This is a genomic window from Cohnella suwonensis (assembly GCF_042655365.1).
GTDB lineage: Bacteria > Bacillota > Bacilli > Paenibacillales > Paenibacillaceae > Cohnella > Cohnella suwonensis.
Map to the genome: position 1 here is coordinate 1 of NZ_JBHSMH010000117.1, position 26,799 is coordinate 26,799.

A 26,799-nucleotide genomic window follows, 5' to 3' on the forward strand; every position below is an offset into this window, starting at 1 on the left:
CCCGCCTACTCGACCATTTCGCGGGAAAGATGTAGGGGAAGTTAAGCTGCTCCAATTCTCCTCCTGAAAGGACAGGAGGCAAAGCCTCCGGTTTTTCTTAGAGTGTCAGAAAGTATAAGTTTTCGATTTCCTTTGTACTCATCTGATACCTACGCAAAGCTGCTTCAGCGTCTAAGTACGACGAAGGCGTGTTTGCTTGTTTGGTGAAGTGCGGAAAGTCGTACAAAGTGGCGTTCGAGGTTGTCCGTCGTAGAAGTTTTGTTCGAAATATCGTACAAAGTGGCTTGCGAGGCAGTCCGTCGCAAAGTTTTGTACGAAATATCGTACAAAGCGGTGAGCGAGGTAGTCCGTAGCAAAGGTTTTGTACGAAATATCGAACAAAGTGGTGAGCGAGGCACCCCGTCGCAGAAGTTTTGTACGAAATATCGCACATAGCGGTTTATGCAATCGTTCGATTCAATACGTCCAAGGACGTCGGAGACGTTTTTGCTTGTCCTCGCGGGAAGTAAAGTGTGATAAAGTATCGGAAGAAACGCAAACATCGCCAAGGGCGGGAAGGTGAGAAGAATGAATATCGCGATAAACGAACGGGGTGCCTCGAAGGTTGCCGTCGTGGAATGCGGCGAAGTATTAATCTCGAGCGTCCAGGACGCGCTCGACTTCATGGCTACGGTCAGGTACGAGGCGGATTGTCATAAGATCGTCATCGGCAAGGAGGCGATCGCGGAGCCGTTCTTCGATCTGAGCACGCGACTTGCCGGCGAGATTTTGCAGAAGTTCGTGAATTACGGCGTCCAGATCGCTATCGTCGGAGACTTCGGCGGATATTCGAGCAAAAGCCTGAAAGACTTTATTTACGAAAGCAACCATGGCAAGAACGCCTTTTTCCTGCCGGACGTCTCGTCGGCTCTCGATGCGCTTCACTCGGTCGGGTAGTCGGTCGAACGAATGCGATTGGAACCCCATCCCGGCGATGGGGTTCTTTGCGGTTGACGCGCTAAATGCCGAGTACCGCGCTTTTGTATTCGTCGACGATTTTCTTTTCCGCGTCCGAATGGAGAGCGGAAAGCTCGGCCAGAAATATTTCACTGCTTGCGATTGGTGTTTGGGATCAATGTCTAAGCTTAAAAAAAATGAGCGGGTGGAATGATAAGGAATGAAAGGGTGAAGGAAGATGCATGAAACGCTTCTATCAGAACTGAGGCAGTTTGTAACCGAGCTCGAGCAAAAAGAGGCTGCAGCCACATATATCGTCCCCAGTGAAGTCATGAAGGCCGTGAAAAAAGCCAAATCGTTGGAAAAGCTGCTGCACGAAATTTTTATGCAAGTTAGCGGTCACGGCGGGATTCACCTCAGTCCCATTATCCGCAGAGAGTTCGGCATGAACGAGGAGTTAATGGATCACTTCAAGCAGTGGGCGCCTTACATCAAGGAGCAGTTTGAGGATGAACTCCACGAAGCGATAGACCGAGCGGAAATCCGTGCGGGAAACCAGGGGGTGTTTTTTGAAGGTACGCCGAGTAAGAAGGAAGCGGGAGAAGCTCTCCAATTACTGAAGGATATCGCACATGCCGCGGTGAGATGTCAGTTTCATGCCAGGCTCGTAGAACCGGAGTTATATGTTGAAATCTTGGATAAACTCTTGCGGTTTTATGCCATGCCGAATACATACCCTGAGGGGAATACAGTTAGTTACCGAAACCTCATCTCGGCCGACCGGCTTTATGCGATGTCAGGGAGTGACGATGCGGTCGCGGATGCCTTGAAGGCTTTTGCCAAGGAGTGGTACCAGCAGTCGCCGCATACATTCCTGGAGAGCAAGGAAGGTTTTTTTTCCTATGAATATGTCCGCAACTTCTTGTACGCATTAACGGAGGAACAGCTGGAGCGGCTGCGCAGCGATTATATCCGGTACATCGAAGAAGAATTCAAGCTGGTAAGGGCCAAGCCGGAATTAAATCGCGCGAATCATTTGAAAATCATGCTGGAAACGGTAATAAGCTGGATGCCGCACTGATAAGGATGTGAAAGCGGGGCAATTTAACTTTTATCGATCAAGACGGCTGCATACAATTGGATAGCAACGCAATTGGATGGAGGAGATCCTATTGGACAGTATGTTTCGATTAGAGAGCAACCGACTAATCCGGCGATACGATGCGGAACAACTATGGGTGGAGCCCTGGGGTGTTAATAGTCTGCGTGTTCGTGCTACGCAGATGGAAGCTGTACGTATGGATGACTGGGCGTTGCTGCCGCAGGAAGCAAGCGATGTTCAGATTTCGATAGTCGGGCAGACCGCATCCATTCAGAACGGGAACATTCGGGCCGCGATTTCAGCCGATGGAAAGATTACTTTCTATAACCGAAAAGGCGAGATTCTGCTGCAGGAATATGTACGCAATAGGGAGGAGACTCAGGAGTTCAAAAGCGCTCTCAACATCAAAGCCCGTAACTTCATTCCTATTTTAGGCGGCGATTATAAATTGATTATGAGTTTCGAATCCGATCCGGAGGAGAAAATATTCGGTATGGGGCAATATCAACAGCCGTATTTGAATATGAAAAATTGCACGCTCGAGCTAGCGCAGCGGAATTCGCAAGTCACCGTGCCTTTTGCCTTATCTAGTTTGGGGTACGGTTTTCTCTGGAACAATCCGGCTATCGGACAAGTGACTTTTGGGAAAAATGTGACAGAGTGGGCAATAGGTTTTACGAAGCAGTTGGACTACTGGATTACTGCAGGGGATACGCCGGCACAGATCGAAGAAGCTTATGCTCGGACGACCGGTACGGTGCCGATGATGCCGGACTATGGGATGGGTTTCTGGCAAAGCAAGATGCGTTACCAAACACAGGAGGAGCTGCTTGCGATTGCTAGGGAATACCGGCGGAGAGGGCTTCCGATTTCCGTAATCGTTGCCGATTTTTTTCATTGGACCAAGATGGGGGAATGGAAGTTCGATCCGAAATATTGGCCGGATCCTGCTGCTATGGTCAGCGAACTTAAATCGATGGGGATCGAGCTCATGGTTTCCATCTGGCCTACAGTAGACAAGACAAGCGAGCATTACCCGGAAATGCTGCAAAAGGGGTTTCTTGTCCGAACCGAGCGGGGGATTCGGATAACGATGGATTTTGTCGCCGATACCGTTTTTTACGATACAACCAATGCCGAAGCACGGGGTTTTGTCTGGAAGAAAGTCAAAAAGAACTACTATGACTATGGAATCAGAGTTTTCTGGCTGGATGAAGCCGAACCGGAATATTCCGTATACGACTTTGACAACTATCGGTATTACGTGGGACCGGATGTGCAGATCGGGAACATTTACCCTTTAATGTACGCAAAAGGTTTCTTTGACGGCATGACCGAAGCCGGACAGAAAAATATCATCAATCTGATTCGTTGCGCTTGGGCAGGCAGTCAACGCTATGGCGCTCTTGTCTGGTCCGGAGATATCGATTCAAGCTTCAGGTCGCTGCGGAATCAAGTTAGGGCGGGACTCAACATGGGTCTGGCAGGCATTCCTTGGTGGACGACCGATATCGGCGGATTTCATGGAGGCAATCCGAACGATCCCGCTTTTCGCGAGCTCATTATCCGTTGGTTTCAATATGGGGCTTTTTGTCCTGTTTTCCGTATTCACGGCGCTCGCGAACCGCATTCCCCGCCAATAGGAGTCAGCGGCGGCGGCTTGATGGAAAGCGGGGCCGCGAATGAAGTATGGAGCTATGGCGAAGGAGCTTACGAGATTTTCAAGAAGTATATGTTCATTCGTGAGCGGCTTCGTCCATACATCACGGAGTTGATGAAGGCCGCTCATGAGAAGGGAACTCCTCCGATGCGCCCGCTGTTCTATGATTTTCCGAAGGACGGCGAGGCTTGGAACATTGAAGATGAATTCATGTTCGGTCCTGATTTGCTCGTTGCCCCTGTACTGTATAGTGGAGCAAGAACAAGAAAGGTATATTTGCCTAAAGGTCCTACTTGGAAAGAGGTGAGTACGGGGCAAATCCATGAAGGCGGCAGTTGGATAAAGAGCGATGTGCCAATCGAAGTTATCCCTTTGTTTTTGAGAGACGAGGCGGAGTTACCTATTTGATAATAAGTAATAAACCTTAATCAAGGGTCGGCGGCGGCTGATCGGAGAACCGGCTTCTGAGCTCGTAAACGGCTTCCATCAGCTCTTTGCCGATGTACGATTCGACCTCTTGATAGACGGGCTCAAGAGCCTGCTGCCATTCACTCCGCTCTTCAAGGGAAAGAGCGTGAATGTCCATCTGGCCTTTCTTCTTTAACTCATCCCATTGCTTGCGATTGGTGGCGACGGCATTCCGGTTCGCCCAAGCCGTCGTCCCTTGCATGGCCTCTGCAATCGCCTTCCTCTGACTTTGCGGCAGCTTTTCCCAAAATGATTTATTCATCAACACGCCATACCCTAAGTAAGCATGATTGCTTAAGGTGAGATATTTTTGAACCTGATACAGCTTTTTGGAGTATAGGTTTGAGATCGTATTCTCGCCTGAATCAACCTTGCCGGTTTCCATGCTGCGATAGACCTGATTAAAGGGGATACTTATCGTTGCGGCCTGCAATTGATTAAATTGAGCCTGTTTGACTTTGCTGGGAAGAATCCGAAAACGCAAATCGCGAAAGTCTTCCGGATGAACGAGCAATCCGCGGTTCGAGGTCATCTGCTGAAAGCCGTTTCCCCAAAAGCCTAATCCGATCATTCCTTCCGGTTCCAATTTGCGCAACAAAATGTCCCCGATATTACTCTGAAACGACTCCAATACCGCCTCTTCGTTCTGGAAAGCAAACGGAAGATCCATGACCATCCATTCGGGAACCACTTCGGATATATTGGAGAAGCTTGGAGCTATCATCTGTACCCTGCCGCGCTGCAGTGCCTCGACTTCATTCGTTTCATTATAAAGGCTTGCATTAGGGAATAATTCCACCTTGACGCCGTCGTTCGTTTTTTCTTCGACTAATCGGGCGAACTCTTGAGCAGCTAAGCCTTTAGGGGTATTTTCCGCAACGACATAGCTGAATTTAATCACGGTTTGCCGGCCGAGTCCGATTTGTTCATCGTCATAAGCGCTTGGAGCGTTACTGAATCGAGAGAAGAATCCAATACCGATCGCGGTAACGAGCCCGATCAAGACGAACGATCCGATTCCCCAAAACGTTCTCATGTCTAACCTCCTCCAGAAGCTCCGTTGTTTAATTTCAGCTTCATGTTAAATGATATGGAGTAAAAACAGCCCGTTGTTGCCTGACAGAAAGCGTGGGTACGAGCATGAAGATCAAAGAGCTTCGCATGAATTGGAAAATTACGATCCTGTCGTTCGGTATCGTGCTCTTCGCGATCTGTATCGGCGGAATTATTCTGATCGGGCGAATTATTCGCTTACAGGACGAGGAACTCGGCCAAAGACTGCTCATGACGTCGCGGACAGTCGCGCAGCTGCCCTCCGTCATCAACGGATTATCCGAACAAAGCTATCGCAAAGAAATCAATCCCATTGCGGATCGCATCCGAATTATCAACGAGGTTGATTATATCGTAGTCATGGATATGGACGGCATTCGATGGTCGCACCCGTCCAAAGATCGTATCGGACAGCCTTCGCAAGGGACGGACGAGCGATCCGCATTCGCCGAGAATACTTACATCTCTAAGGCGAACGGCGAACGGGGTACTGCGCTTAGAGCCTTCGTCCCCGTTATGAACGAGCAGCATGAGCAGGTAGGCGTAGTGCTTACCGGACAACTGGTGCCGGGGCTTGTCGATGTGATTCTCGATATGCGCGGGCAGATTTACGTAACGGTGCTGCTGTCCATGCTTTTTGGCGTGTTGGGCTCTTGGATGCTGTCGCGACATATTAAGGAGCAGATGTTTCGATTGGAACCGCAAGAAATCGCTCAGCTGCTCGTGGAACGAACGGCAACCTTTAATGCGATGCATGAAGGGGTTATTGCCATTGACAGCAAGGAAAACATAACCGTACTTAACGATAAGGCCAAACAAATGCTGCATCTCGAAGGAGAAGTTCTCGGGCGTTCGATCCGCGAAGTTCTGCCGGATACGAGATTGCCGGAAATTTTGCTGCAGAATTATGCTATTTATAATCAAGAACTTCATATCGGCCCTGCTCTCATTCTAAGCAATAGAGTACCCATTAAGGTTGGCAATCAGACGGTCGGCGCAGTCGCTATATTCCAAGATCGTTCGGAGGTTACGAAAATCGCCGAAGAGCTGACCGGGGTCAAAGCTTTTGTCGATGCGCTGCGCGTGCAAAATCACGAATACATGAACAAGCTCCATACGATCGGAGGACTTATTCAGCTAGATCATAAGCAGAAGGCGTTGGACTATTTATTTCAGACGATGGATTCTCAATCGGAGTTAAGCGGCTTTCTTTCCAGCAGGATTGAAAATGAAAACGTGGCAGGACTTCTGATCGGCAAAATCAGCCGCGGCAAAGAGCTTGGCATCGAGGTTCGATTGGATCGTAACAGCAGGCTGAAAGAGTTTCCGACATTTTTGGATCAACATGATGTTGTTGTGATTCTAGGGAACTTAATCGAAAACGCGTTCGACGCATTAAAGCAAAAGCCGGGGAGCAAAGAGATTTTTATCAGCATGGAACAAGATGACGAGGTGCTTTCGATCTTGGTCGAGGATAATGGGAACGGCATGGACGAGGAGACGAAACAGCGTATTTATGAACGGGGCTTCTCGACAAAAGGCGGCGAGAGCAGAGGAATCGGGTTGTATTTGATCCGGAATATCGTAAACAAAAGCGGAGCCCGCATGGAAGTGCAATCAGCGGTCGGACAAGGTACAAGCTTTATGCTTACCTTTCCGATGATGAGCGAAGGGGGAAGAGAATCATGATCAGAGTCGTACTCATTGAAGACGATCCGATGGTGCTGGAGGTCAACAAGCAATTCGTGGAGCGGGTTCCCGGATTTGAAATCGTGGGAACGGCATCGGGCGGGATCGAGGGAATCGCCAAAGTTCGCGCGCTGAAGCCGGATTTAGTCATTCTGGATATCTATATGCCCGGGCTGAACGGATTGGAAACTTTACAGCAAATTCGCGGCGAGCAGCTTGAAGTAGATGCCATTGCGATTACGGCAGCTAATGATATTCCCACGATCCAACGAATGCTTCATCATGGCGCAATCGACTATATCATGAAGCCGTTTCAGTTCGATCGAGTGCGGCAGGCATTGGAAAATTATCGGTTGGTAAGAAGCAGGCTGAATAAGGATACGACTCTGTCGCAAGCGGAATTGGACCAGCTGTGGCATGATAAGCGATCAACGGCGACGACTCAACCTCCGCAACAATCGAATAATGAGATGCCCAAAGGATTACAGGAGCACACGATGAAACAAGTGATGTTGTTCCTGGTTCATCAACGGAAGCCCTTATCCGCCGAAGAAGTGGCAGAAGGCGTAGGCTTGGCGAGGGTAACCGCACGCAGGTATTTGGAGCATCTGGAAAAGAAAATGCAGGTTAAAATGATGATCGAGTACGGTGGAGTCGGACGTCCGGTGAATCGATACTTATGGGTTTCGGAAGGAATAAAGTGAATACCAAAAAGACCATAAGTACCAATATGGTCAAATGATTCACGCCCATTCATGAAAGCGGTATCATGAACTCACTTCTTACAATAACTTTGAGGTGAACTGAATGTCCATTCCTTCCGGGGCCAATACCAGCATTATTTTGCGTCTTGAATTAGATAAAGAAGCTGCCTCGTTCGGCAGAATCGCAACCGCGATCAGCGATACCGGCGGAGATATTATCGCCATTGACGTCGTCAGAACGGAGAAAACGACAACCGTTCGTGATATCACGGTTAATGTCCGCGATAATAAGCACTCCGAGCTTATCTCCGCTACGATTAGCAAATTATCCGGCGTTACGGTTATTCATGTTTCCGATCAAACCTTTCTCCTGCATTTGGGCGGGAAGATAGAAATGAGCCCTAAGTATCCGATCAAAAACCGGGACGATCTTTCCCGGGTGTATACGCCCGGCGTAGCAAGAGTGTGCATGGCCATTCATGACAAACCGTCGCTGGCGCATACGCTGACGATCAAGCGCAATACGGTAGCTGTCGTATCGGATGGATCCGCCGTGTTAGGTCTCGGCAATATCGGACCGGAAGCGGCCATGCCCGTGATGGAAGGAAAGGCGATGCTGTTCAAGCAGCTAGCCGGAGTGGATGCTTATCCCATCTGTCTGGACACGCAGGATACGGACGAGATCGTACGTATTGTGAAAGCGCTCTCTCCGACATTCGGCGGAATTAACCTGGAGGATATTTCGGCGCCTAGATGCTTCGAGATTGAAGAGCGGCTCATTAAGGAGTTGGATATCCCCGTATTTCACGACGACCAGCATGGGACGGCAGTTGTGCTGTTGGCGGGATTATACAATGCGGTGAAGATCGTCAACAAAAAGCTGGAGGACTGCAAAGTGGTGCTTTGCGGCGTGGGCGCGGCTGGGACGGCGTGTACCAAAATGCTGATGGCGGCAGGCGTGACGAACATCATCGGCGTTGACAAGGCAGGAGCGATAACGCGCGCCGGCAAGTACGATAACCCGTTCTGGCAGTGGTATGCGGATCATACGAATCCGGAGCAGATCGGCGGTTCGTTATCCGATGTGATTAAGGGCGCGGATATCTTTATCGGCGTATCGGGTCCCGGCGTTCTGAAGAAGGAAGACGTTGCCCAAATGGCTAAGGACGCGATCGTCTTCGCGATGGCCAATCCCGTGCCGGAAATTCTTCCGGAGGACGCGGAGCCCTATGTACGAGTAATGGCGACCGGGCGCTCGGATTATCCGAATCAGATCAACAACGTGCTTTGCTTTCCCGGCTTGTTCCGAGGCTTGCTCGATTGCAGGGCATCGCGGGTCACGGAAAAGATGAAGCTGGCAGCTGCCAAAGCGATCGCATCAGTGGTCTCGGAGGATGAATTGAATGAATTTTACATTATTCCGAGCGTATTTAACCCATCCGTAGCCGAACGGGTTCAAGAGGCCGTCATTAGCGCGGCATACGAAGACGGAGTTGCCAGAAGACGCAGGGAAAAAGTGCAATCCTAATCATGAAAAGAGGCGGAAACGCATGAAATTTATGAAAAACTTGACGATTCAGGTGCTAGTTGCGATTTTACTGGGGATTCTTGTAGGTTCATTATTCCCGCACATGGCGGATAATCTGAAGCTGCTTTCCGACATGTTCGTAAAAATGATTAAGATGGTCATTGCACCTATCGTGTTCTTTACGATCGTGATCGGATTTGCCAATATGGGCGATATGAAGAAAATCGGCCGTATCGGCGGAAAAGCGCTGCTTTACTTCGAGTTAGTCACAACGTTTGCAATGGCTATCGGGATCGTCGTTATGTACATCGTTCAACCGGGCACGGGCATGAATACAAGCGGGGCTAAAGCGGCCGATGTGTCCAAATATACGGAGCAAGCCGCCGAAACCAGCCACGGCTTCATGGATTTCCTGATGGGTGTTGTCCCCGATAATGTAATGGGTGCGTTCGCCAAAGGCGAAATGCTTCCGATATTGTTTTTCTCCGTATTGTTCGGCCTCGCGATCGCGGGACTTGGCGATAAGGCAAAGCCGGTAACGAGCTTGTTCGAGAAATTGAACGAGATCTTCTTCCGCCTCGTTGCGATTATTATGAAATTCTCGCCGGTTGCCGCCTTTGGCGCCATGTCCTATACGATCGGCAAGTTCGGTATCCATTCCTTGTTTTCTCTCGGGAAAATGATGGGCTCGGTATACATCACGATGGCGCTATTCATCTTCGTTGTTTTGGGCGCTATTTGCAAAATGTACGGATTCAGCCTTCTTAAGCTGCTACGTTTCATTAGAGAAGAGCTTCTTCTCGTGTTAGGAACATCGTCCTCCGAATCCGCGCTTCCGCGGGTGATGGAGAAGCTGGAGAAATTCGGCGCGTCGAAGCCGGTGGTCGGACTAGTCGTGCCGACCGGTTATTCGTTCAACCTGGACGGAACATCGATCTATTTATCCATGGCGGCATTATTTATCGCTCAAGCTTATGGCGTTCACTTGGATTGGATTCAGGTACTGACTTTGCTCGGCGTATTGATGCTAACCTCGAAGGGAGCGGCAGGCGTGACCGGATCGGGTTTCGTAACGTTAGCCGCGACGCTGGCCGCCATACCGAATAATGTCATACCGATTGAAGGAATGGCTCTCCTGTTAGGCGTCGATCGCTTTATGTCGGAGGCAAGAGCGATCACGAACATCATCGGCAATAGCGTGGCAACCATTGTCATCGCGAAAAGCGAAAACCAATTCAATCCCGATGTTCAGAAAGAAACATCGAAAACACCGGATACCCTCGTTGACTCTGCCGTGTTAACCGGAAAATCCGCTTAACAAGGCTGAAAATAAAAACCGATCCCGGCGAACCGGAGATCGGTTTTTGGCTGTTAATCGTGTCTGGCAACCGTGAGAGCCGACAGGCGTTCTTGCGCGTCCCCTTCGACGATGCCGCCATGGTAGCAGACGACGCGCCGGATATCGAGCCCGTCGAGGTTGGCAAGAGAGGCTAGTGCCGTTGCCATGTCCAGCGTCGTATGCGGGTCTGGCCCGTTCAATATGCCGTTGTCGGCCGTTAGGGCGTCTCCGGCGATAAGCGTCTTGGACGGTTCGTGGTAGTAGCTGATATGCCCGGGCGTGTGCCCCGGCGTGTCGATGACGACGACGCCCCCGCACAGGGGAAGCCGCTCGCCTCCTTCGACGACGCGTTGGACTTTCGCTTTGGGCGGGTTCAGCATGAGCCTCTTCAGGCCTTGCTTAAAGGCTTCCGGAACGCTTTCGGGCATCCGGTCGACGCTCGCGATCGCTTCGTCGGTAAAACGGATGATCCGACGGTCGCCTTCGATGTAAGGCTTCTCCACGGCGTGGGCGTAAACTTCGATCTGCGCAGGCGAGCTTTCGACGAGCGCTTGGAGATTGCCGATATGATCGATATCTTGATGGGTCATAAGAATTCGGTTGAGGCGGTCCGGGTCGACGCCATGGCCGCGCATGTCGTCGCGAAGCCTTTCGAACTGGCCGGGGAAACCGGTATCGACGAGTACGACGTCGTTCTCGTCCCAGATCATCGTGAGATGGACGGTATCCGTTCGACCCATAACGGGGGCGGATAAAGGCACTACGGCAATTGAGGGATTCGTAGGCAAAGCGTTCACGCTCCTTTGTCATTGTAGAGGACCGGCCGGGTTCTACGACAATGAGTATAGAGAAGTGAAACGAGAAAGTAAATTGTAAAAATAAATATTATAACATAAAAATATTTTTTTGTCAATATATATTTTGTAGAAACAAACCGGAAAAACGGGCATCCGAAATCGCTCTCGGCACGAATGGATAGCATCGATTAGGGTTAAGTACATAAGATTTAAAAGTTAATACGGAGGGAGGAAGAATGCGGCATGAGGGAGCATCACAAAGTTGCTATGACTCCGCCCATGGGCTGGAATAGCTGGGATAGCTACGGAGCAAGCGTTACAGAGGCGGAAGTGCGCGGAAACGCGAAGTATATGTCCGTCTATATGAAGCCTTACGGTTGGGAATATGTCGTCGTGGATATCCAGTGGTACGAGCCGGGAGCCCATTCGCACGAATACCGTCCATATGTGCCGCTGGAGATGGATGAATACTCCAGGTTGGTTCCTGCCGTCAACCGGTTTCCTTCTGCCGCAGGGGGAGCAGGCTTTAAGAATTTATCGGATTATGTACATAGTCTCGGCTTGAAGTTCGGCATTCATATCATGCGGGGCATTCCCAGGCAAGCCGTCCATGCCAACGCCGCGATAAAAGGCACGGATGCCAGAGCGCGGGATATCGCCCATATCAATTCCATCTGCCCGTGGAATACGGATATGTATGGCGTGGATGCCTCTAAGGAAGGCGCGCAGGCGTATTACAACTCCTTATTCGAGTTGTATGCTGCGTGGGGCGTAGATTTCGTCAAAGTGGACGATATTGCGTTTTCCCGCCTTTACGGTATTCATAAGGACGAAATCCGAATGATCCGCAAAGCGATTGATAGTTGCGGAAGACCCATCGTTCTCAGCCTTTCCCCTGGCCCCGCGCCTTTGGACGAAGCGGAGTTCTTAGTGGAAAATGCGAATATGTGGCGATTGACGGACGACTTTTGGGATCGTTGGAAGCTCCTTTACGAAATGTTCGAAAGGTGCGAGAAGTGGTTTCCTTATGCGGGACCCGGACATTGGCCGGATTGCGACATGCTCCCTCTGGGCCATATCGGGATCCGCTCCCTCGACGGCGACCGCTGGACAAGATTTACCAGAGACGAGCAAATCACCATGATGACGCTTTGGACGATATTCCGATCGCCTCTTATGATGGGGGGAGAGCTGCGCGATAACGATAGGTGGACCTTGGATTTGCTTACCAACGAAGAGGTGTTGCAGGTCCATAGAAATAGCCGCAATAACAGGCCGCTATACCGTGATAGCCGGTGGACCGGTTGGATCGCCGACGATATAGAGGGCAACATTTATTTAGCGTATTTTAACCTTAGCCAGGCGTTATTGACCTTTCCGATTAACTTGGAATGGCTCGGGTGCTCCGACCATTTAAAAGTAAGAGATTTGTGGCGGCACGAAGAATTGGGGAGCCTACATGATAAAGTTATGATTATCATTCCTCCGCACGGCGCGGCATTATTGAAAATTTATGAGCCGCAATCGAATTAGTCGAAAATCCCGGATCGCGGCCTAGCCATCCGCCCCGACTCACCCGAACCGCTGCGTTTTATACCAACGCGATTTGCGGCCCGTCAAGGTTTTAAGGCTTTCTTCCATGTGCCTTTCTGTCGGCCTCGACTGTAGCATTCATATTAAACCATATTAACGCGGTATCGTGTTAAATCACGAAGGCAAAAGAAAAGCTGTCGAGGCTATCTCGACAGCCTGAAGCCAAACAACCTGCAAATAGGCAGGTTGTTTGGCTCGTTTATTCATTGTTCGTGGACAACCTGCAAATATGCAGGTTGTTTTCTGCTTTTCGCGAGAAACGCTCTATTTCGACTTAACAAACTGTATTTTTGCAGGTTGTTGAGTCGTTTTTGTGAAATTGCCCCGAACAAACTGCACTTTTGCAGGTTGTCGGGAGGAGGTGTTCAGCGGGCGGCAGCGAATTCCAGGGAATGCGTAACATGGCCAATGGAACGAGGCCGCGGGATTTCATCCCTGGAATGTCGAATTTTGTTGCCGCAACAAGAAGATTATGGTTCAATCAGGGTACATTCCGAAAGACAAATACCGATACGGACGGGGACAGCTTTCATGGAAAGTATGCATGGCTCTTACGATACGATGCTGGTCGTGTTTTCTTATATCGTCGCCGTCGCGGCCTCCTATGCCGTGCTCGATATGGCGGGGATGGTTAGCTCCTCAACGGGGCGCAACCGTTGGTTATGGCTGCTGTTCGGCGGCGTATCGATGGGTATGGGCATCTGGTCGATGCATTTCGTCGGTATGCTGGCGTTCTCGTTGCCGGTGAAGATCGCCTACGATCTCGTCTTCGTGCTGCTGTCCGTACTGGCGGCGATTATCGCGTCGTTCATCGCCCTTTACGTCGTCAGCCGGAGGACGATGACGATCGGCAGGCTGCTGCGAGGCGGACTGCTGTTCGCGGCGGGCATATCCGCCATGCACTACACGGGCATGTACGCGATGCAAATCGACATTACCTATGATCTTTTCTTGTTCTCTTTGTCAATACTGATTGCGCTTGTGGCATCGATCGCCGCGTTATGGCTGTCGTTCTACTTCGGTAAAGGCGGGAAACGCGGCATCGGCTGGAAAAAGTTCGGAAGCGGCTTGATCATGGGGGCCGCGATCGTCGGCATGCACTACACCGGCATGATGGCGAGCCATTTCCATTACGGCGCCAAAACCGCAATGTCTTCTGGCATCGTGCTGGACCAGAAATGGCTCGCCTACTTCATCGCCGGCGGCACGTTGTTCACGCTCGGCTTGTCCGTGCTCGGGGCTTACATCTCCAAGAGATTTACGTTCAAGGACTTGGAGCTTCGGCAGAAGCAGGACGAAATCTTCGTCATGAATCAGGAGCTTCTTCAATTGAACGAGAATCTGGAGCGATTGGTAGAAGAACGGACGGCGCAGCTAGCCAGGGCGCACGACGAAGCGATCCATGCGAATATGATCAAGAGCCAATTCCTCGCCAATATGAGCCATGAGTTGAGAACCCCGCTGAACGCGATTATCGGCTATAGCGAGATGCTGATAGAGGACGCGGAAGACTTGAACGAGCCGACCTTCGCGAACGATCTGGGCAAGATCGCCAGCTCCGGACAGAACTTGTTGTCCATCATCAACGACATCCTCGATATTTCCAAGATCGAAGCGGGCAAGGTGGATGTCTATTTGGAACCGTGCAAGGTCGGCGACGTCGCGCAGGACGTGCTGACGATGGTCAAGCCGCTCGTCGCGGGCAACAACAACCGGCTCGTGACGAGCCTGGCGGAAGGCGAGATGAAGACTGACGTCACCAAGCTTCGGCAAATTCTCCTTAATCTGCTGAGCAACGCGAACAAGTTCTCTAAAGAAGGCACGATCTTGTTCGAGGCGAAGCCGGAATCGCGGGACGGCAAGCTCGGCTTTGCGTTCGTCGTGAAGGATACCGGGATCGGCATGTCTAAGGAGCAAGTCGGACGGCTGTTCCAGCCGTTCACGCAGGCGGATTCGTCGACGACGCGGAAGTATGGCGGCACGGGTCTCGGACTTGCGATCAGCCAGCGCTTCTGCGCTCTCCTAGGCGGCGATATTCGCATCGAGAGCGTCCTCGGGGAGGGCAGCACGTTCAAATGCTGGCTGCCCGTCGATCCGCAGGGGTTGCCGGAGGTGCCGGAACAGCCGGCATCGAGCCGTTCTCCCGAGGAGGAAAGCCTCGTCGGCGTGCTTCTTATCGACGACGAGCCGATCAACCAACAAATATTGAGCCGGTTTCTCGCTAAGGAAGGATGGACGCTTGCCTTTGCCGAAAGCGGCGTGGAAGGGCTGCGCTTGGCCAGGGAGCTTCGTCCGCAGGTGATCTGCCTGGACATTCTCATGCCGAGCATGGACGGCTGGAACGTGCTGTCGATGCTGAAGAGCGATCCCGAGCTTGCCGATATCCCGGTCATTATCCTGTCGATGACGAGCGATAAGCAACTGGGTTATTCGCTGGGCGCCTCCGAGTTTCTGATGAAGCCCGTCCGGCAGGACAGGCTTCTCGAGGCGCTCGTTAAATACGTCGACCGGCAAGCAGCGCGGCGCCAATCGGTACTGCTCATCGAAGAGACGCTTGAAGCCGAGGAAGGCAAGCCCGGAAGCGGGAAAGGCGGCGCCGTCGAAGAGGGGCAGCCGAAGCGGACCGATCTATCTCGGGAGCAGACGCGGAGGAAGACGACATGACGACGATTCTTCTGGTGGAAGATAACGAATTGAATCGGGATATGCTGGCGCGGAGGCTTACGAAGAAAGGCTACGCGATGCTCATCGCGGAGGACGGCTTGCGGGGAGTCGAGTTGGCCGCTTCCGAGCTGCCGGACGTCATTCTCATGGACCTCAGCCTCCCGGTCATGGACGGCTGGGAAGCGACGAAGGCGATCAGGCGGAACGAGGCGACCCGAAGCATTCCGGTCATCGCGCTGACGGCGCACGCGATGGCCGGGGACCGGGAGAAGGCGATCGGGGCGGGGTGCAACGATTTCGACACGAAGCCGATCGCCTTGGAGCGGCTGATCGGCAAGATCGAAGCGTCGTTAACGGCGCGATAACGGGCAACGGGAGCGATCATCATGGACACCATGGACGCCATGGAATTGACATTGGCGAGAATATTGATCGTCGACGACCAAGAGATCAATATCGGCTTGCTGGAGCGGATCTTGCGACGGTCCGGATTTTCCGACTTGCATAGCACGATGGATGCACTGAAGATCGGGCAATTGGTCGAGGAAGTCGGACCGGATATCGTGCTTCTCGACTTGCATATGCCGGAGATGGACGGCTTGCAAGCGCTTGAGGTCATTCGCGAACGCAAGGGAGGGAACCAGTTCCTGCCGGTGTTGATGCTGACCGCCGATATGACCGCGGAAGCGAGGCGACGCGGCCTGCAAGCCGGGGTGGACGACTTCTTGACGAAGCCCTACGACCGAACGGAAGTCGTCTTGCGGATCAATAACCTGCTGCGGACGAGATTTCTGCACTTGCAGCTTCAGCGTAACAACTCCCTGTTGGAAGAGAAAGTACAGGAGAGAACGCGGGAGCTCAGCCAAGCGCAGAGCGAGATGCTTCAGCTTCTAGGCCGCGCGGGCGAGTTCAGGGACGACATGACGGGCCAACATACGGTCCGGGTCGGCAGCCTGTCCGGTTTGATCGCTAAGCAATTCGGGTTATCCGACCACGAGGCGGATTTGATCCGGCGCGCCGCGCCGCTTCACGACATCGGCAAGATCGGCATTCCCGACGAGCTGCTGCTGAAGCCGGGCCGATACGAGCCCGAGGAGTTCGAACGGATGAAGGAGCATGCGCTTATCGGGGAAAGCATATTGGCCGGGAGCACTTTCGAGGTGTTGAAGCTGGCCGGGACGATCGCGAGGTCCCATCACGAGAGATGGGACGGCAACGGCTATCCCCAAGGCCTGCGCGGAGAGGAGATTCCCGTCGCAGCGCGCATCGTGGCGCTCGCCGATTTCTACGACGCGCTCACTCACGAACGTCCGTACAAGCGGGCGTGGACGCATGAGGAAGCGCTGGAAGAGATCATGCGGCAGCGAGGCCTGCATTTCGACCCGCGCGTCGTCGACGCCTGGCTGGCGCTCGCGGAACGGGAAGAGGATCAACGGCTTCGGGAAGCTCGATGACCGGACTGGGCTTGGCCAAGACCTATACGATCTGCGGAACGGGAAGTCGAAAATGCCATACGACCTTCAGCGGTTGGCGCCGAGCGTCGCCTACAGGATCATGAAGGGGTAACGCGAGAGACGGGGTGCCCGGATGGAAGGGACGAAACGGTTCGAGAGGGAAATCGGGGAGGCGTTCCGGGAGGCCGAGGATGAGGCTTCCCGTTTTCCCGCGCCCTTGAACGAAATCGGCGCGAAGATGATCGGCAAGCTGAATCCTCTCCGAGAGGGGCAGGGCTCCAATCTGATTACCTTCTTGCTTCCTTACTGGCTGCGAGAATATACGGGGTTCCCGGCGGAGGCGTGCCGTGACTTGGCCGTCGGCAACGTCTTCGCGATGCTGCACTTCTTCTTGCTGGACGACGCGATGGACGCGGCGGGCGGCGCGGCGGAGGGAAAAGACGTTCGCCGGTCGCTCGTTCTCGGACAGCTCTGCCATACCGCGTTCCAGGGCAGGTACGACCGGCACGCACCTAAGGGCTTGCCTTGGGGCGCTTCCTATGGCGAGTACTTGAACCAATGGGCCGCCGCCGTCGCCGAAGAGGGGGAGAGGGCTGCCGATCCGCGGGACCCGGAACGGCTCGCGCGCAAGTCCGCTCCGGTCAAGCTATGCGCCGCGGTCATGCTGCGGCTGTCCGGGCGAGAGGAGAGATTGCCGAAGCTGGAAGAAGCGATCGACTTGGCGCTCGCGACGCTTCAGCTTTCGGACGACTGGGCGGATTGGCGGGAGGATTTGGCAGGAGGGCAAGAGAAGTGCAATGCGTTCCTGACGCTCGCGCGCGAACGGATCGCCTTGCCGACGGAGGAGCCGCTGGACGAACGGCAAGTCCGGCGTTCGATCTTCCGGGCGAACGCGTTAGGCATGCTGGCGGACATTGCGGACGGCTACGGTGAGCGGATGGGGCGTTTGCCGGAAGTTCCGGGCGAAGTGCGCGAATTCCAGCAGGCGATCGCATCGGAGATCCGTGCGGGAGCGGTCGAGGCGGCATCGGCCGCGGATAGGCTGGCAACGGAGGGCGGATTGTCCTATTTTTTGTCGAATCACGCAATAAAATGAGAGATTTTACCTAATAGAGATGCTATAATGAGGACGTATTTCAACCACTTGTTGGAAGGTTGTGTCCGCATGTCTCTGGAATCGTTGAAAGTGCAGATTATCAAGAAAGCTTGGGAAGACGCTTCGTTCAAGAAGTCTCTGTTGAGCGATCCAAAGAGTGCGATTCGGGAAGCGTTCGGCATCGAGATTCCCGAGGCGATCGAATTGAAAGTGGTTGAAGAAACGCCGACGACGTATTATTTGGTCTTGCCTCCGAATCCGGAGGATGTCCCGAGCGGCGGCTCAGTCGTCAACCTGATGTGGTAACGGAATCGGCTCGGCCAAGGGGAACCGAATGGTAAATTCGGTTCCTTTTCCTTTGGCGCTGAAGACCTTGATGGAGCCTTTCATCACTTCCACGATCCGATACGTCACCATTAAGCCGAGGCCGGTTCCTTTCGTCTTCGTGGAGAAGAACGGCACGCCGAGCTTGGCGACTTGGCTTTCCTCCATTCCCTGGCCATTGTCCGCGATCCGAACGATGGCGTCTCCCCCTTCCTCGAACACCCCGATTTCGACGACGCCGTTTTTCCCGATCGCCTCGATGCTGTTCTTGATAATGTTGATCAGCGCCTGCTTCAGTTTCGACGAATTGCCGTAGATCGGAATTTCGCTTTCCCCCGAGAACACCAGGATACCGCCGTGCATGGCGGCCATCGGCGTCATGATCGCTTCGATTTTCTTGATTTCCTTGGACAGGTCGAGCCTGACGATCGTGTCCAATTCCGGTTTGGCGAACGTCAGGAAGTCGGTGATGATCTCCGCGGCCCGGTCGAGCTCGTTCGTGGCCAACTCGAAATAAGGTTTGTCCTTCTCGTCCGTTCTAGCGGCGAGAAGCTGAAGGAATCCCCTCGTCACTTGTAGCGGGTTGCGAACCTCGTGCGCGACAGAAGCCGCCAAGTCGCTGATAATCTTCAGTTTCTCCGTTCGTTGCAAGCGATGGTTGTACATCTCGAGATCCTTCGAATACGTGACGAGTTTGCCGTAATCGGAGGAGATGCGCCTTGCGAGAATGATTACGAGGGCGACCATCATAATGACGACGCCGAATTTCCAGAAGTAAAACACGTGCTTGCGGTCCGACCAGTAATAGTAGATCAGATCGGCGATTCCGAACAAGGCGAGCAGGACGATGCCGACGGACAGGATGATCGCGTCCCGGTTTCCTTTCACCGCGTTCATGGCCGTTAATGTGATGATCGAGAGCAATTGGACGAGAATAAAGATGCTCATCATGACGACGGACAAGAAATAGTACAGATCGTAGAAGCGATCCATGTCGGTCACGTAGACGACGAGGCAACACGCGCACACCACGGAATAGACCGTCTGCACTCGCCGGAAGAAAGTGAAGTAACGATATTTGCCTTCGAATACTTGGTCGACGTAATAGTTTAAGGCGGGCAACAGAACGAACAACGACAGGTCGAACAGGCGCAGCATCAAGCTTCCGTAGGATTTGAAATAAAAATACAGAAGAGGATTGTATACGACGATGATCGTTCCGGTCGTTAAGGCGATCAAGCATAAGGCAATCCAGGAGTCTCGCTGCTTCTTGTGCAAGTAACCGGAGCAGATCAGCATGATGAGCGCTAGAAAAGCGATCGACGTGCCGAGCAGCAGATCCGGCAGCTCGCGGGTGACGAACCGCTCGGAGAGCGACTGGAAATCGTCGATTAGAATGCCGCTGATCAGCCCTGCCCGGTTGCTGTGGGTAACGATGCGCAATTCGAAGGTTTTCGGCTGGGCGGATGAATCCAAAGGCATTAACAGCTTGTTGAGATCGACGGTCAGCTTGCGCTTCGATTCGTAGAGCAGCTTGCCGTTCTCGTAGACGGAGAGCTCCAAGCCGAACAGACGATCGATGAGCAGGCCCGGGCGTTGCCACTCGCCGGTGGGGGGAACGGTAAATTTCACCCACATGCCTCTCGTGCCGGTTTTCAAATCCGTTTGCTGGTCGCGTCGGTTAAACGTCTCCCAACCTCGGGAAGCGGACGGTTGGTCCAGTCCTTCTTCTCCCGCGGGAATCCATTGCACTTGCCAATCCTCTATCGTGATTCGCTTGCTTTCCGCATGCGCAAGAAACGAAGGCGAAAGAACGAACAGCGCCAGCCACAGGGTCAAGCAACGAAGTAAAAGTCCATGTCGAGCCAGCATATTTTCCCCTTTCATAACCTTCATGAGTCTAAAGTCGGAATTAAAACACAACAGTGAGACAATTCGACAATTTTTTACATAACCCTCCATGAATATGGAACTTTTTCTTTCGGATAATAAACTTAGTGGGTATTTAACGACGAGGGGGTTGACGAACGGGTTTTGTTGTAACTATAATAGTTACATCGAAAGGGTGTTGCGCATGCAGATCAGCAGCAGATTTTCCATCGCGGTTCACGTGTTGTCGTTGCTGGCCATCAATCCCAGCGCCCATCACACGTCCGAGTGGATCGCGGGCAGCGTCGGCACCAATCCCGTCATCATCCGAAGAGTGCTGGGGCATCTAAAGAAAGCGGGGCTCGCGAACGTGCGGGCAGGAAGCGGCGGGGCGACGCTGGCGAAAGAGATGGGCGACATTCGTTTGCTGGACGTCTACCGCGCGGTCGACGTCGTGGAGGAGGGACAATTGTTCCATATGCACGACGGGCCCAATCCGCAATGCGAGGTCGGGGCCAATATCGAGACGGTGCTGAGGCTGCTGTTCGGCAAAGCGCAAGCGGCGATGGAAGCCGTGCTGGCGGACGTGACGTTGGAAGAACTCGTTCACGTTCTGGCGGAGCAAATCAAGACTAAAGCTTGATTCGCTTTTTTTTCGAGCCTGTTGTAACGTCGGTGGTTACAACAAAGCGGCAATGCGCTGATCGTTATGCGAACAAACCTTTCGTTATAGAACACACATACTTTGGGAGGATGAAACACATGAAAATCGGAGTTATCGGAGCTAGCGGCAGAGCAGGAAAAACGATCGCGAAAGAAGCGGCGACGAGAGGGCATCAGGTGACGGCGATCGTGCGCGATGCCGGGAAAGTCGCGGAGTCCGGCTACGTCGTGTTGGAGAAAGACGTATTCGATCTTACGGCGCAAGACCTTGGCGCGTTCGATGTCGTCGTAAACGCGTTCGGCGCGATGGTTCCGGGGACGGCGCATTTGCACGTGGATGCCGGCCGGTCGCTGATCGAAGCATTGAAAGGGGCGCCGAACACCCGGCTGATCGTCGTCGGCGGAGCGGGAAGCCTTTACGTCGATGAAGCGAAAACGCTTCGCCTCGTAGATACGCCGGAATTCCCGGACGCCTACAAGGATATCGCGCTGAACCAAGGGAAAGCCCTTGAAGATCTGAAGGCCTCTTCCGGCATTCGGTGGACGTTCGTCAGCCCATCGGCGTTCTTTAATGCCGAAGGCAAGCGCACGGGGACGTATCGTACCGGCACAGACAACCTTCTCGTCAACGCGAAAGGCGACAGCTACGTGAGCTACGCCGACTACGCGATCGCCATCGTCGACGAAATCGAGAATCCGCAGCATGCGAACGCTCGCTTCACGGTCGTCTCGGAAGCGGAATAAGCCGGAAACGGCGCGAAAAGCCCGGCGAGGATGCGATTCCTCGCCGGGCTTTTTGGCGTTTTCGCGGAGTGGGAGAAGTTCTACGCGTTGAGCGGCGGATAGCGGCGTATTCGTCGTCGATTCGTTCTCGTTAATGGAAAAATCCATTAAAAAGGCTTGAAGTTCGCACGTTTGCTTGAATTAATGGAATAGTCCATTAATATTCGTCATTTCGGCCTGAAAACGGCGTGGAGGCCGAGTTTTACTGTATTTTTCCATTAATATCGATCGACTAGGGGCTAACGACGTCGATTAAATGGATTTTTCCACTATGCAGGCGACGAAGAGGCGGCGGGACTGCCAGACGATCACGAAGAATACGCAACGGAACGCCGACGGACGGCTGTCGGGGTTTTTCGATGTGGATGGCGATTCTCCGGGAGCCGGCGGCAAGAGCCTAAATAGGTTTGTTTGCTTGTTTAACGGCTTATTTTCTGGGACAATAAGAGCTAGACGAAAGAGCGATGCAACGGGAAAGAGGACGACGGAAATGAGCAAACGATCCATTTACGGGCTGACCTTCGAGCAGCTGACGGCATGGTTAATAGAGAACGGGCAGAAGAAATCGCGCGCCCTAAGAATATGGGAATGGCTGTACCGGGAACGGGTCTCCTCGTTCTCCGACATGGCGGACATGAACGCCGACTGCGTGCGGGCGCTGGAGAAGCACTTCGCCATCCATACGCTTTCCGAGCACACGAAGCAGCAGTCCGCCGACGGAACGGTCAAATTCCTGTTCCGGCTGAGCGACGGCAACTTGATCGAGACGGTGCTCATGCGGCACAAGTTCGGCTTGTCCGTTTGCGTGACGACGCAGGTCGGATGCAATATCGGCTGCAGCTTCTGCGCGAGCGGGCTGCTGAAGAAGAGCCGCGACTTGTCCGCGGGCGAGATCGTCGAGCAGGTCATGAACGTGCAGCATCACTTGGACCGCGCGGGCGCCGGCGATCTCGTCAGCCATATCGTGGTCATGGGCATCGGCGAGCCGTTCGATAACTTCGACAACATGGTCGATTTCCTGAACATAGTCAAGCAACAGAAGGGGCTTGCGCTGGCGGGACGCCACATTACCGTGTCGACGAGCGGCCTCGCGGACAAAATCCGCGAATTCACCGACGCCGATCTTCGGGTGAACTTGGCGGTGTCGCTCCATGCGCCGAACAACGAGCTGCGGACGCGGATCATGAAGATCAACAAGGCGATTCCGATCGAGAAGCTCATGCCGGCGATCGATTACTATTTGGAGAAGTCGAACCGGCGCGTGACGCTCGAATATATTTTGCTGAAAGACGTCAACGATCAACGGGAGCATGCGCTCGAGCTGGCGGCGTTGATCGGGGAGCAAAGGCGTTCGCTCGTGAACGTCAATCTGATTCCTTACAATCCGGTCGACGAGCATAGCCAATACCAACGCACCGACCGCGCGACGGTCAGCGAATTCTACGATACGCTCAAGAAACAAGGCGTCAGCTGCAACGTCCGACTGGAGCACGGCACGGACATCGACGCGGCGTGCGGGCAGCTGAGAAGCAAACAAATCAAGGAAGAAACGCAAAGGAGCGGGTAACGATGAAGTACCGGCGGCTGGGAGGCAGCGGGCTCGAAGTGTCGGCTCTCGGGCTCGGGACGAACGCCTTCGGCAAAAGAGCGGACGAGGCGGCGTCCATCCGGATCGTGCACCATGCGCTCGATAGCGGCATCAATTTCATCGATACGGCGAACATCTACGCCGGTACCGAATCCGAGCGGATCATCGGACTCGCGCTGGAAGGCAGGCGCGAGAGCGCGGTGCTCACGACGAAAGCCGGGTTGCCGCGCGGGACGGGAGCGAACGAGCGGGGCTCGTCCCGCTTTCACTTGCAGCGCGAGCTGGAGATGAGCCTGCGGCGGCTCAAGACGGATTACGTCGATCTGTACCAGATTCATTCGTTCGATCCGAACACGCCGCTCGAAGAGACGCTTCGCGCGCTCGACGATATGGTGAGCGCGGGCAAGGTGCGCTATATCGGCGCGTCCAATTACGCGGCATGGGAATTAATGAAGGCGCTCGGCATTAGCGAACGGCTCGGTTGGAGCCGGTACGTCTCCATCCAGACGAGTTACTCGCTCGCGGACCGGACGCCGGAGAACGAGCTCGTTCCCCTCTGCCTCGACCAAGGCGTCGGAATCATTCCTTATTTCCCGCTCGCGGGCGGGATCTTGAGCGGCAAGTACGCCTCCGGGGCGGAGGCGCCGGCCGGTTCCCGCGCGATAACGGATCCCGGCTTCCGCCGCTTCTTAGAGGAGCGCTACGTCGCTCTTGGAGAACGGGTCGGCCGGTTGGCGGCGGAACGCGGCGTCTCGCCGAGCGTCTTGTCGCTGGCGTGGCTCATGGGCAAGCCTGCCGTCTCGACCGTCATCGTGGGCGCGACGGGAACCGCGCAACTGGAAGAGAACCTGAAGAGCGTCGAATGGGAACCGGATGCCGGACTGCTCGCGGCGCTGGACGAGCTAAGCGACGAGTTCCGCTACGGCAAACCTTTCGCCGTTTATCGATTGAGCTAAGAGGGTGAAGCGCGGATGTCGAACTTGCAGGTAGGCACGTTCGTTCTGAACGCCGAATTGTTGATCTATCTCGCGGCGGGCGCGTTCGGCGCGTTCGCGACTCGGGCCTGGCTTCGGCTTCAAGCGATGCCGGAACGGGAGCTGACGGCGGGCGTCGCCTGGAACGCGGCGATCGGCTGGATCGCGGTCTGGAAAGGCAGTCTCCTGCTATTCGACCCCGCCGGCGTTCTCGATAACCCGATGACTCTCGTCTTCTTCAGCGGCGGGACGAAGGGGTTCTGGCTGGCCTGCGCGGCTGCATTCGGATATATGGCGATCAGGCTCGGGCGAAAGCTCGGGCCTGTTTACGCCGCGAAGGCGACGGGAGTCTTCGCGGCGGGCTGGGTCGCGGCGGAGAGCTTGGCGAAGCTCGCTTTAACGGATGCTGAGGCCAACGTACTCTTGTTCTTCCGACTTGGGGCAGCAGTCGTCGCGCTGGCGGTCTTGCTGAGCCCGACGCCCCGCAGGGCCTTGCAGGCACTCGGCGTCGCGCTTCTCGCGACGATGGTCGCCTATGCCGCGTTCGGCGCAGACGACGGGAAGACCGCCCGGGCGAAGGAGCTCGCGCCGGACTTCAAGCTGACCGATCTGGACGGCAACGAAGTCCGCTTGTCCGATTACCGGGGCCGCACCGTGCTCGTGAACTTCTGGGCGACGTGGTGCCAGGTGTGCAAAGCAGAGATGCCGCACGTGGAGAAGCTGTACGGGAAATACGGGTCTGACGGGGATGTCGCCATTCTGTCGGTGAACGCAACGAGCCAGGAGAGCGGCGTGGGGCGCGTCTCCGCTTACGTCGAGCGGCACGGCCTTAGCTTCTCCGTCGTGCTCGACCCTCAAGGGGATACGCTTCGCCAATACGGCGTCAGCGCGTATCCGACGACTTACGTCATCGACGCCGACGGTCGGATCGGGGAGCGGTTCCTCGGCGCCTTAAGCTTCGAGGAGATGGACAAAGCGTTGGCTCGCGCGGCGAATCGAATTCGCTAGAATCAGAGACCGTCGGCTCTTCCGTTAACGGCTTCGGCCGCGGATGGGAGGCCGGCGGTTTTATCGTCCGTCGCGCTGGCGGCGATGAGGAATTGGGCGGCGTAATACGTCAGCATGATGAGCGGTCCGGCGTATTCGACGTCGGAGACGAACATGTTCCACGACAGAATCGAGTCGGAGACGAGGAACAGCAGGCTACCCGCGATGGCGGTCGCCCGACCGGTCATGATCGCGGTCCATGCCATCGCGCAGATGACGAGAATATACAGGACGACGGGAGCCATCAGCGCTCCTTTGTCGTCTTCGGAGAGCGCGCGAAGCAGCTCCGTTCCCATATAAGCGGCGAACAAGCCGAGCGGAACGAGGGTCGCGAACCGGAGACGCGAAGAGCGATAGCGGCGAGAGAACGCCGACACGTAGAACAGATGGCCGATCAGGAACGCGGACAAGCCGACGACGAACATGCCGAGCGTGCCGTCGCCGATCATGCAGAAGGCAAGGCCGACCGCGACGAGAGAATGGTAGCGTTCCTTGGCCGCGGGAAAGTTCCAGACTGCGTAAGCGATAATGAGCGCCATAGGGATCAGCTTGAACGACAGCTTCAAGGCGGTCGGTTCGGAGGGGACGAGGAAAATATAAACGAGCCCCAAGATGGCGATCAGGGCGGGCAGCGCGGACTTCAGGCGGCGCATAAGGGCGATCTCCCGTCGATGGATAATAGCGAGCGATGAATGGATTTCCCCTAAGCATTCGACGCGTCCGCGGGCAATCCTGCCTAAGCATCCGCGCGAATCGTCCTATGCGGCGACGGGCGAAGAGTGGTATGGTAGACGTACGACAATCGAGAACGATGCGGTCACGATGACGAGGGGGAGACGTTGGATGGGCAAACAGTTCGAGTCGATGCTTCCGCAGCACGCGGAATTCATAGGCAAGCAGAAAATCTATTTCGTAGGCTCTGCGCCATTGTCGGCGGACGGCCATGTCAATTTGTCGCCTAAGGGCCATGATTCCTTGCGGGTGCTGACCCCGAACAAGGTGGCTTACCTCGATCTGACGGGCAGCGGCAACGAGACGAGCGCCCATATCAGGGAGAACGGCAGGGTCACGGTCATGTTCTGCGCGTTCGAAGGGCCTCCGAATATTTTGCGCCTGTACGGCAACGGAACGGTCGTATTGCCGGGTTCCGAGGAGTGGGATGAGCTATTCCCGATGTTCGATCCGATTCCGGGAGCGAGGCAGATCATCGTCGTCGACGTCCATCTCGTGCAGACGTCTTGCGGTTACGCCGTTCCGTTCATGGATTACAAGGAAGAACGGGAAACATTGAAGCGCTGGGCGGAACAGAAAGGCGAAGACGGGCTGGTCGCTTACCGGCAGGAGAAGAACATGCGCACGATCGACGGGATGCCGACGCCCATCGGGATTTCCTTTGCCGATTCGCCGGATGCATGAGCGATTCCGGATTAGGGAACCAATGGAGTAGAGAAAGTAAGGGAGTTGCTAG

General features: G+C 54.3%; 23 protein-coding genes. 19 read left to right on the forward strand and 4 right to left on the reverse strand.

The annotated features are described in order from the left end of the window. Positions 1–567: 567 nt before the first annotated feature. The 3 genes from ACFPPD_RS25870 to ACFPPD_RS25880 all read left to right on the forward strand — a co-directional run bounded on the left by ACFPPD_RS25870 (position 568) and on the right by ACFPPD_RS25880 (position 4,106). Complete coding sequence (locus tag ACFPPD_RS25870) at positions 568–936, forward strand: DUF4180 domain-containing protein (RefSeq protein ID WP_209750564.1); 369 nt, start codon at positions 568–570, stop codon at positions 934–936. 238 nt (positions 937–1,174) lie between these two features. Beyond that, positions 1,175–2,017 (forward strand): hypothetical protein, encoded by an 843-nt coding sequence (locus ACFPPD_RS25875; RefSeq protein ID WP_209750567.1) that lies wholly within the window; start codon positions 1,175–1,177, stop codon positions 2,015–2,017. 100 nt (positions 2,018–2,117) lie between these two features. Then, the gene (locus tag ACFPPD_RS25880) at positions 2,118–4,106 is read left to right on the forward strand and encodes a glycoside hydrolase family 31 protein (RefSeq protein WP_209750638.1); all 1,989 of its coding nucleotides are present in this window, start codon (positions 2,118–2,120) and stop codon (positions 4,104–4,106) included. A gap of 16 nt (positions 4,107–4,122) precedes the next feature. On the opposite strand, the gene ACFPPD_RS25885 is transcribed toward ACFPPD_RS25880, so the two are convergent. Continuing rightward, positions 4,123–5,202 carry a DctP family TRAP transporter solute-binding subunit gene (locus tag ACFPPD_RS25885; protein WP_209750569.1) on the reverse strand — a complete coding sequence of 360 codons (1,080 nt, stop codon included), beginning with the start codon at positions 5,200–5,202 and terminating at the stop codon, positions 4,123–4,125. A gap of 104 nt (positions 5,203–5,306) precedes the next feature. Between ACFPPD_RS25885 and ACFPPD_RS25890 the strand changes: the two genes are divergently transcribed. The 4 genes from ACFPPD_RS25890 (at position 5,307) to ACFPPD_RS25905 (ending at position 10,458) form a co-directional block, all read left to right on the forward strand. Beyond that, positions 5,307–6,908, forward strand: a complete 1,602-nt coding sequence (locus ACFPPD_RS25890) for an ATP-binding protein (RefSeq protein WP_209750571.1) — start codon at positions 5,307–5,309, stop codon at positions 6,906–6,908. Continuing rightward, positions 6,905–7,612 (forward strand): response regulator, encoded by a 708-nt coding sequence (locus ACFPPD_RS25895; RefSeq protein WP_209750573.1) that lies wholly within the window; start codon positions 6,905–6,907, stop codon positions 7,610–7,612. The genes ACFPPD_RS25890 and ACFPPD_RS25895 overlap by 4 nt, the downstream gene beginning before the upstream one ends. A gap of 103 nt (positions 7,613–7,715) precedes the next feature. After that, complete coding sequence (locus ACFPPD_RS25900; RefSeq protein ID WP_209750575.1) at positions 7,716–9,140, forward strand: NAD-dependent malic enzyme; 1,425 nt, start codon at positions 7,716–7,718, stop codon at positions 9,138–9,140. Between the two features lie 22 nt (positions 9,141–9,162). Further along, the gene (locus ACFPPD_RS25905; protein ID WP_209750577.1) at positions 9,163–10,458 is read left to right on the forward strand and encodes a dicarboxylate/amino acid:cation symporter; all 1,296 of its coding nucleotides are present in this window, start codon (positions 9,163–9,165) and stop codon (positions 10,456–10,458) included. Between the two features lie 53 nt (positions 10,459–10,511). Here the strand turns inward: ACFPPD_RS25905 and ACFPPD_RS25910 are convergent, their stop codons facing one another. Next, positions 10,512–11,267, reverse strand: coding sequence for an MBL fold metallo-hydrolase (locus ACFPPD_RS25910; protein ID WP_378083884.1), 756 nt, complete (start codon positions 11,265–11,267; stop codon positions 10,512–10,514). A gap of 252 nt (positions 11,268–11,519) precedes the next feature. Between ACFPPD_RS25910 and ACFPPD_RS25915 the strand changes: the two genes are divergently transcribed. The 6 genes from ACFPPD_RS25915 (at position 11,520) to ACFPPD_RS25940 (ending at position 18,389) form a co-directional block, all read left to right on the forward strand. Further along, positions 11,520–12,809 (forward strand): glycoside hydrolase family 27 protein, encoded by a 1,290-nt coding sequence (locus tag ACFPPD_RS25915; RefSeq protein WP_209750579.1) that lies wholly within the window; start codon positions 11,520–11,522, stop codon positions 12,807–12,809. 591 nt (positions 12,810–13,400) lie between these two features. Beyond that, positions 13,401–15,533: a hybrid sensor histidine kinase/response regulator gene (locus ACFPPD_RS25920; RefSeq protein ID WP_209750582.1), complete on the forward strand. Its 2,133-nt coding sequence runs from the start codon at positions 13,401–13,403 to the stop codon at positions 15,531–15,533. Beyond that, the gene (locus ACFPPD_RS25925) at positions 15,530–15,898 is read left to right on the forward strand and encodes a response regulator (protein WP_209750586.1); all 369 of its coding nucleotides are present in this window, start codon (positions 15,530–15,532) and stop codon (positions 15,896–15,898) included. Before ACFPPD_RS25920 ends, ACFPPD_RS25925 begins: the two co-directional genes overlap by 4 nt. A 21-nt stretch (positions 15,899–15,919) precedes the next feature. Continuing rightward, positions 15,920–16,987 (forward strand): HD-GYP domain-containing protein, encoded by a 1,068-nt coding sequence (locus ACFPPD_RS25930; protein ID WP_378083887.1) that lies wholly within the window; start codon positions 15,920–15,922, stop codon positions 16,985–16,987. Positions 16,988–17,120: 133 nt separating this feature from the next. After that, positions 17,121–18,083: a hypothetical protein gene (locus tag ACFPPD_RS25935; RefSeq protein WP_209750589.1), complete on the forward strand. Its 963-nt coding sequence runs from the start codon at positions 17,121–17,123 to the stop codon at positions 18,081–18,083. Between the two features lie 69 nt (positions 18,084–18,152). Beyond that, complete coding sequence (locus ACFPPD_RS25940) at positions 18,153–18,389, forward strand: NHLP leader peptide family RiPP precursor (protein WP_465251446.1); 237 nt, start codon at positions 18,153–18,155, stop codon at positions 18,387–18,389. Here the strand turns inward: ACFPPD_RS25940 and ACFPPD_RS25945 are convergent. Continuing rightward, the gene (locus ACFPPD_RS25945) at positions 18,366–20,279 is read right to left on the reverse strand and encodes an ATP-binding protein (protein WP_209750595.1); all 1,914 of its coding nucleotides are present in this window, start codon (positions 20,277–20,279) and stop codon (positions 18,366–18,368) included. The two genes, ACFPPD_RS25940 and ACFPPD_RS25945, sit on opposite strands and share 24 nt — an antisense overlap. A 202-nt stretch (positions 20,280–20,481) precedes the next feature. On the opposite strand from ACFPPD_RS25945, the gene ACFPPD_RS25950 reads away from it, so the two are divergent. From ACFPPD_RS25950 to ACFPPD_RS25970, 5 genes are all read left to right on the forward strand, one after another. After that, positions 20,482–20,919, forward strand: coding sequence for an Rrf2 family transcriptional regulator (locus tag ACFPPD_RS25950; protein ID WP_209750598.1), 438 nt, complete (start codon positions 20,482–20,484; stop codon positions 20,917–20,919). A 119-nt stretch (positions 20,920–21,038) separates the two neighbouring features. After that, complete coding sequence (locus tag ACFPPD_RS25955; protein ID WP_209750601.1) at positions 21,039–21,683, forward strand: NAD(P)-dependent oxidoreductase; 645 nt, start codon at positions 21,039–21,041, stop codon at positions 21,681–21,683. Positions 21,684–22,212: 529 nt separating this feature from the next. Beyond that, positions 22,213–23,289, forward strand: a complete 1,077-nt coding sequence (gene rlmN, locus ACFPPD_RS25960; RefSeq protein WP_209750603.1) for a dual-specificity RNA methyltransferase RlmN — start codon at positions 22,213–22,215, stop codon at positions 23,287–23,289. A gap of 2 nt (positions 23,290–23,291) precedes the next feature. Continuing rightward, a complete protein-coding gene (locus tag ACFPPD_RS25965; RefSeq protein ID WP_209750605.1) occupies positions 23,292–24,266 on the forward strand; it encodes an aldo/keto reductase in 975 nt (324 codons plus the stop codon). Positions 24,267–24,281: 15 nt separating this feature from the next. Then, positions 24,282–25,292 carry a TlpA family protein disulfide reductase gene (locus ACFPPD_RS25970; protein WP_209750607.1) on the forward strand — a complete coding sequence of 337 codons (1,011 nt, stop codon included), beginning with the start codon at positions 24,282–24,284 and terminating at the stop codon, positions 25,290–25,292. A 2-nt stretch (positions 25,293–25,294) separates the two neighbouring features. Here ACFPPD_RS25970 and ACFPPD_RS25975 read toward each other — a convergent pair whose 3' ends face one another. Continuing rightward, complete coding sequence (locus ACFPPD_RS25975) at positions 25,295–25,984, reverse strand: lysoplasmalogenase (RefSeq protein ID WP_209750609.1); 690 nt, start codon at positions 25,982–25,984, stop codon at positions 25,295–25,297. A gap of 190 nt (positions 25,985–26,174) precedes the next feature. On the opposite strand from ACFPPD_RS25975, the gene ACFPPD_RS25980 reads away from it, so the two are divergent. Continuing rightward, the gene (locus tag ACFPPD_RS25980; RefSeq protein WP_209750611.1) at positions 26,175–26,747 is read left to right on the forward strand and encodes a pyridoxamine 5'-phosphate oxidase family protein; all 573 of its coding nucleotides are present in this window, start codon (positions 26,175–26,177) and stop codon (positions 26,745–26,747) included. Positions 26,748–26,799 lie beyond the last annotated feature (52 nt).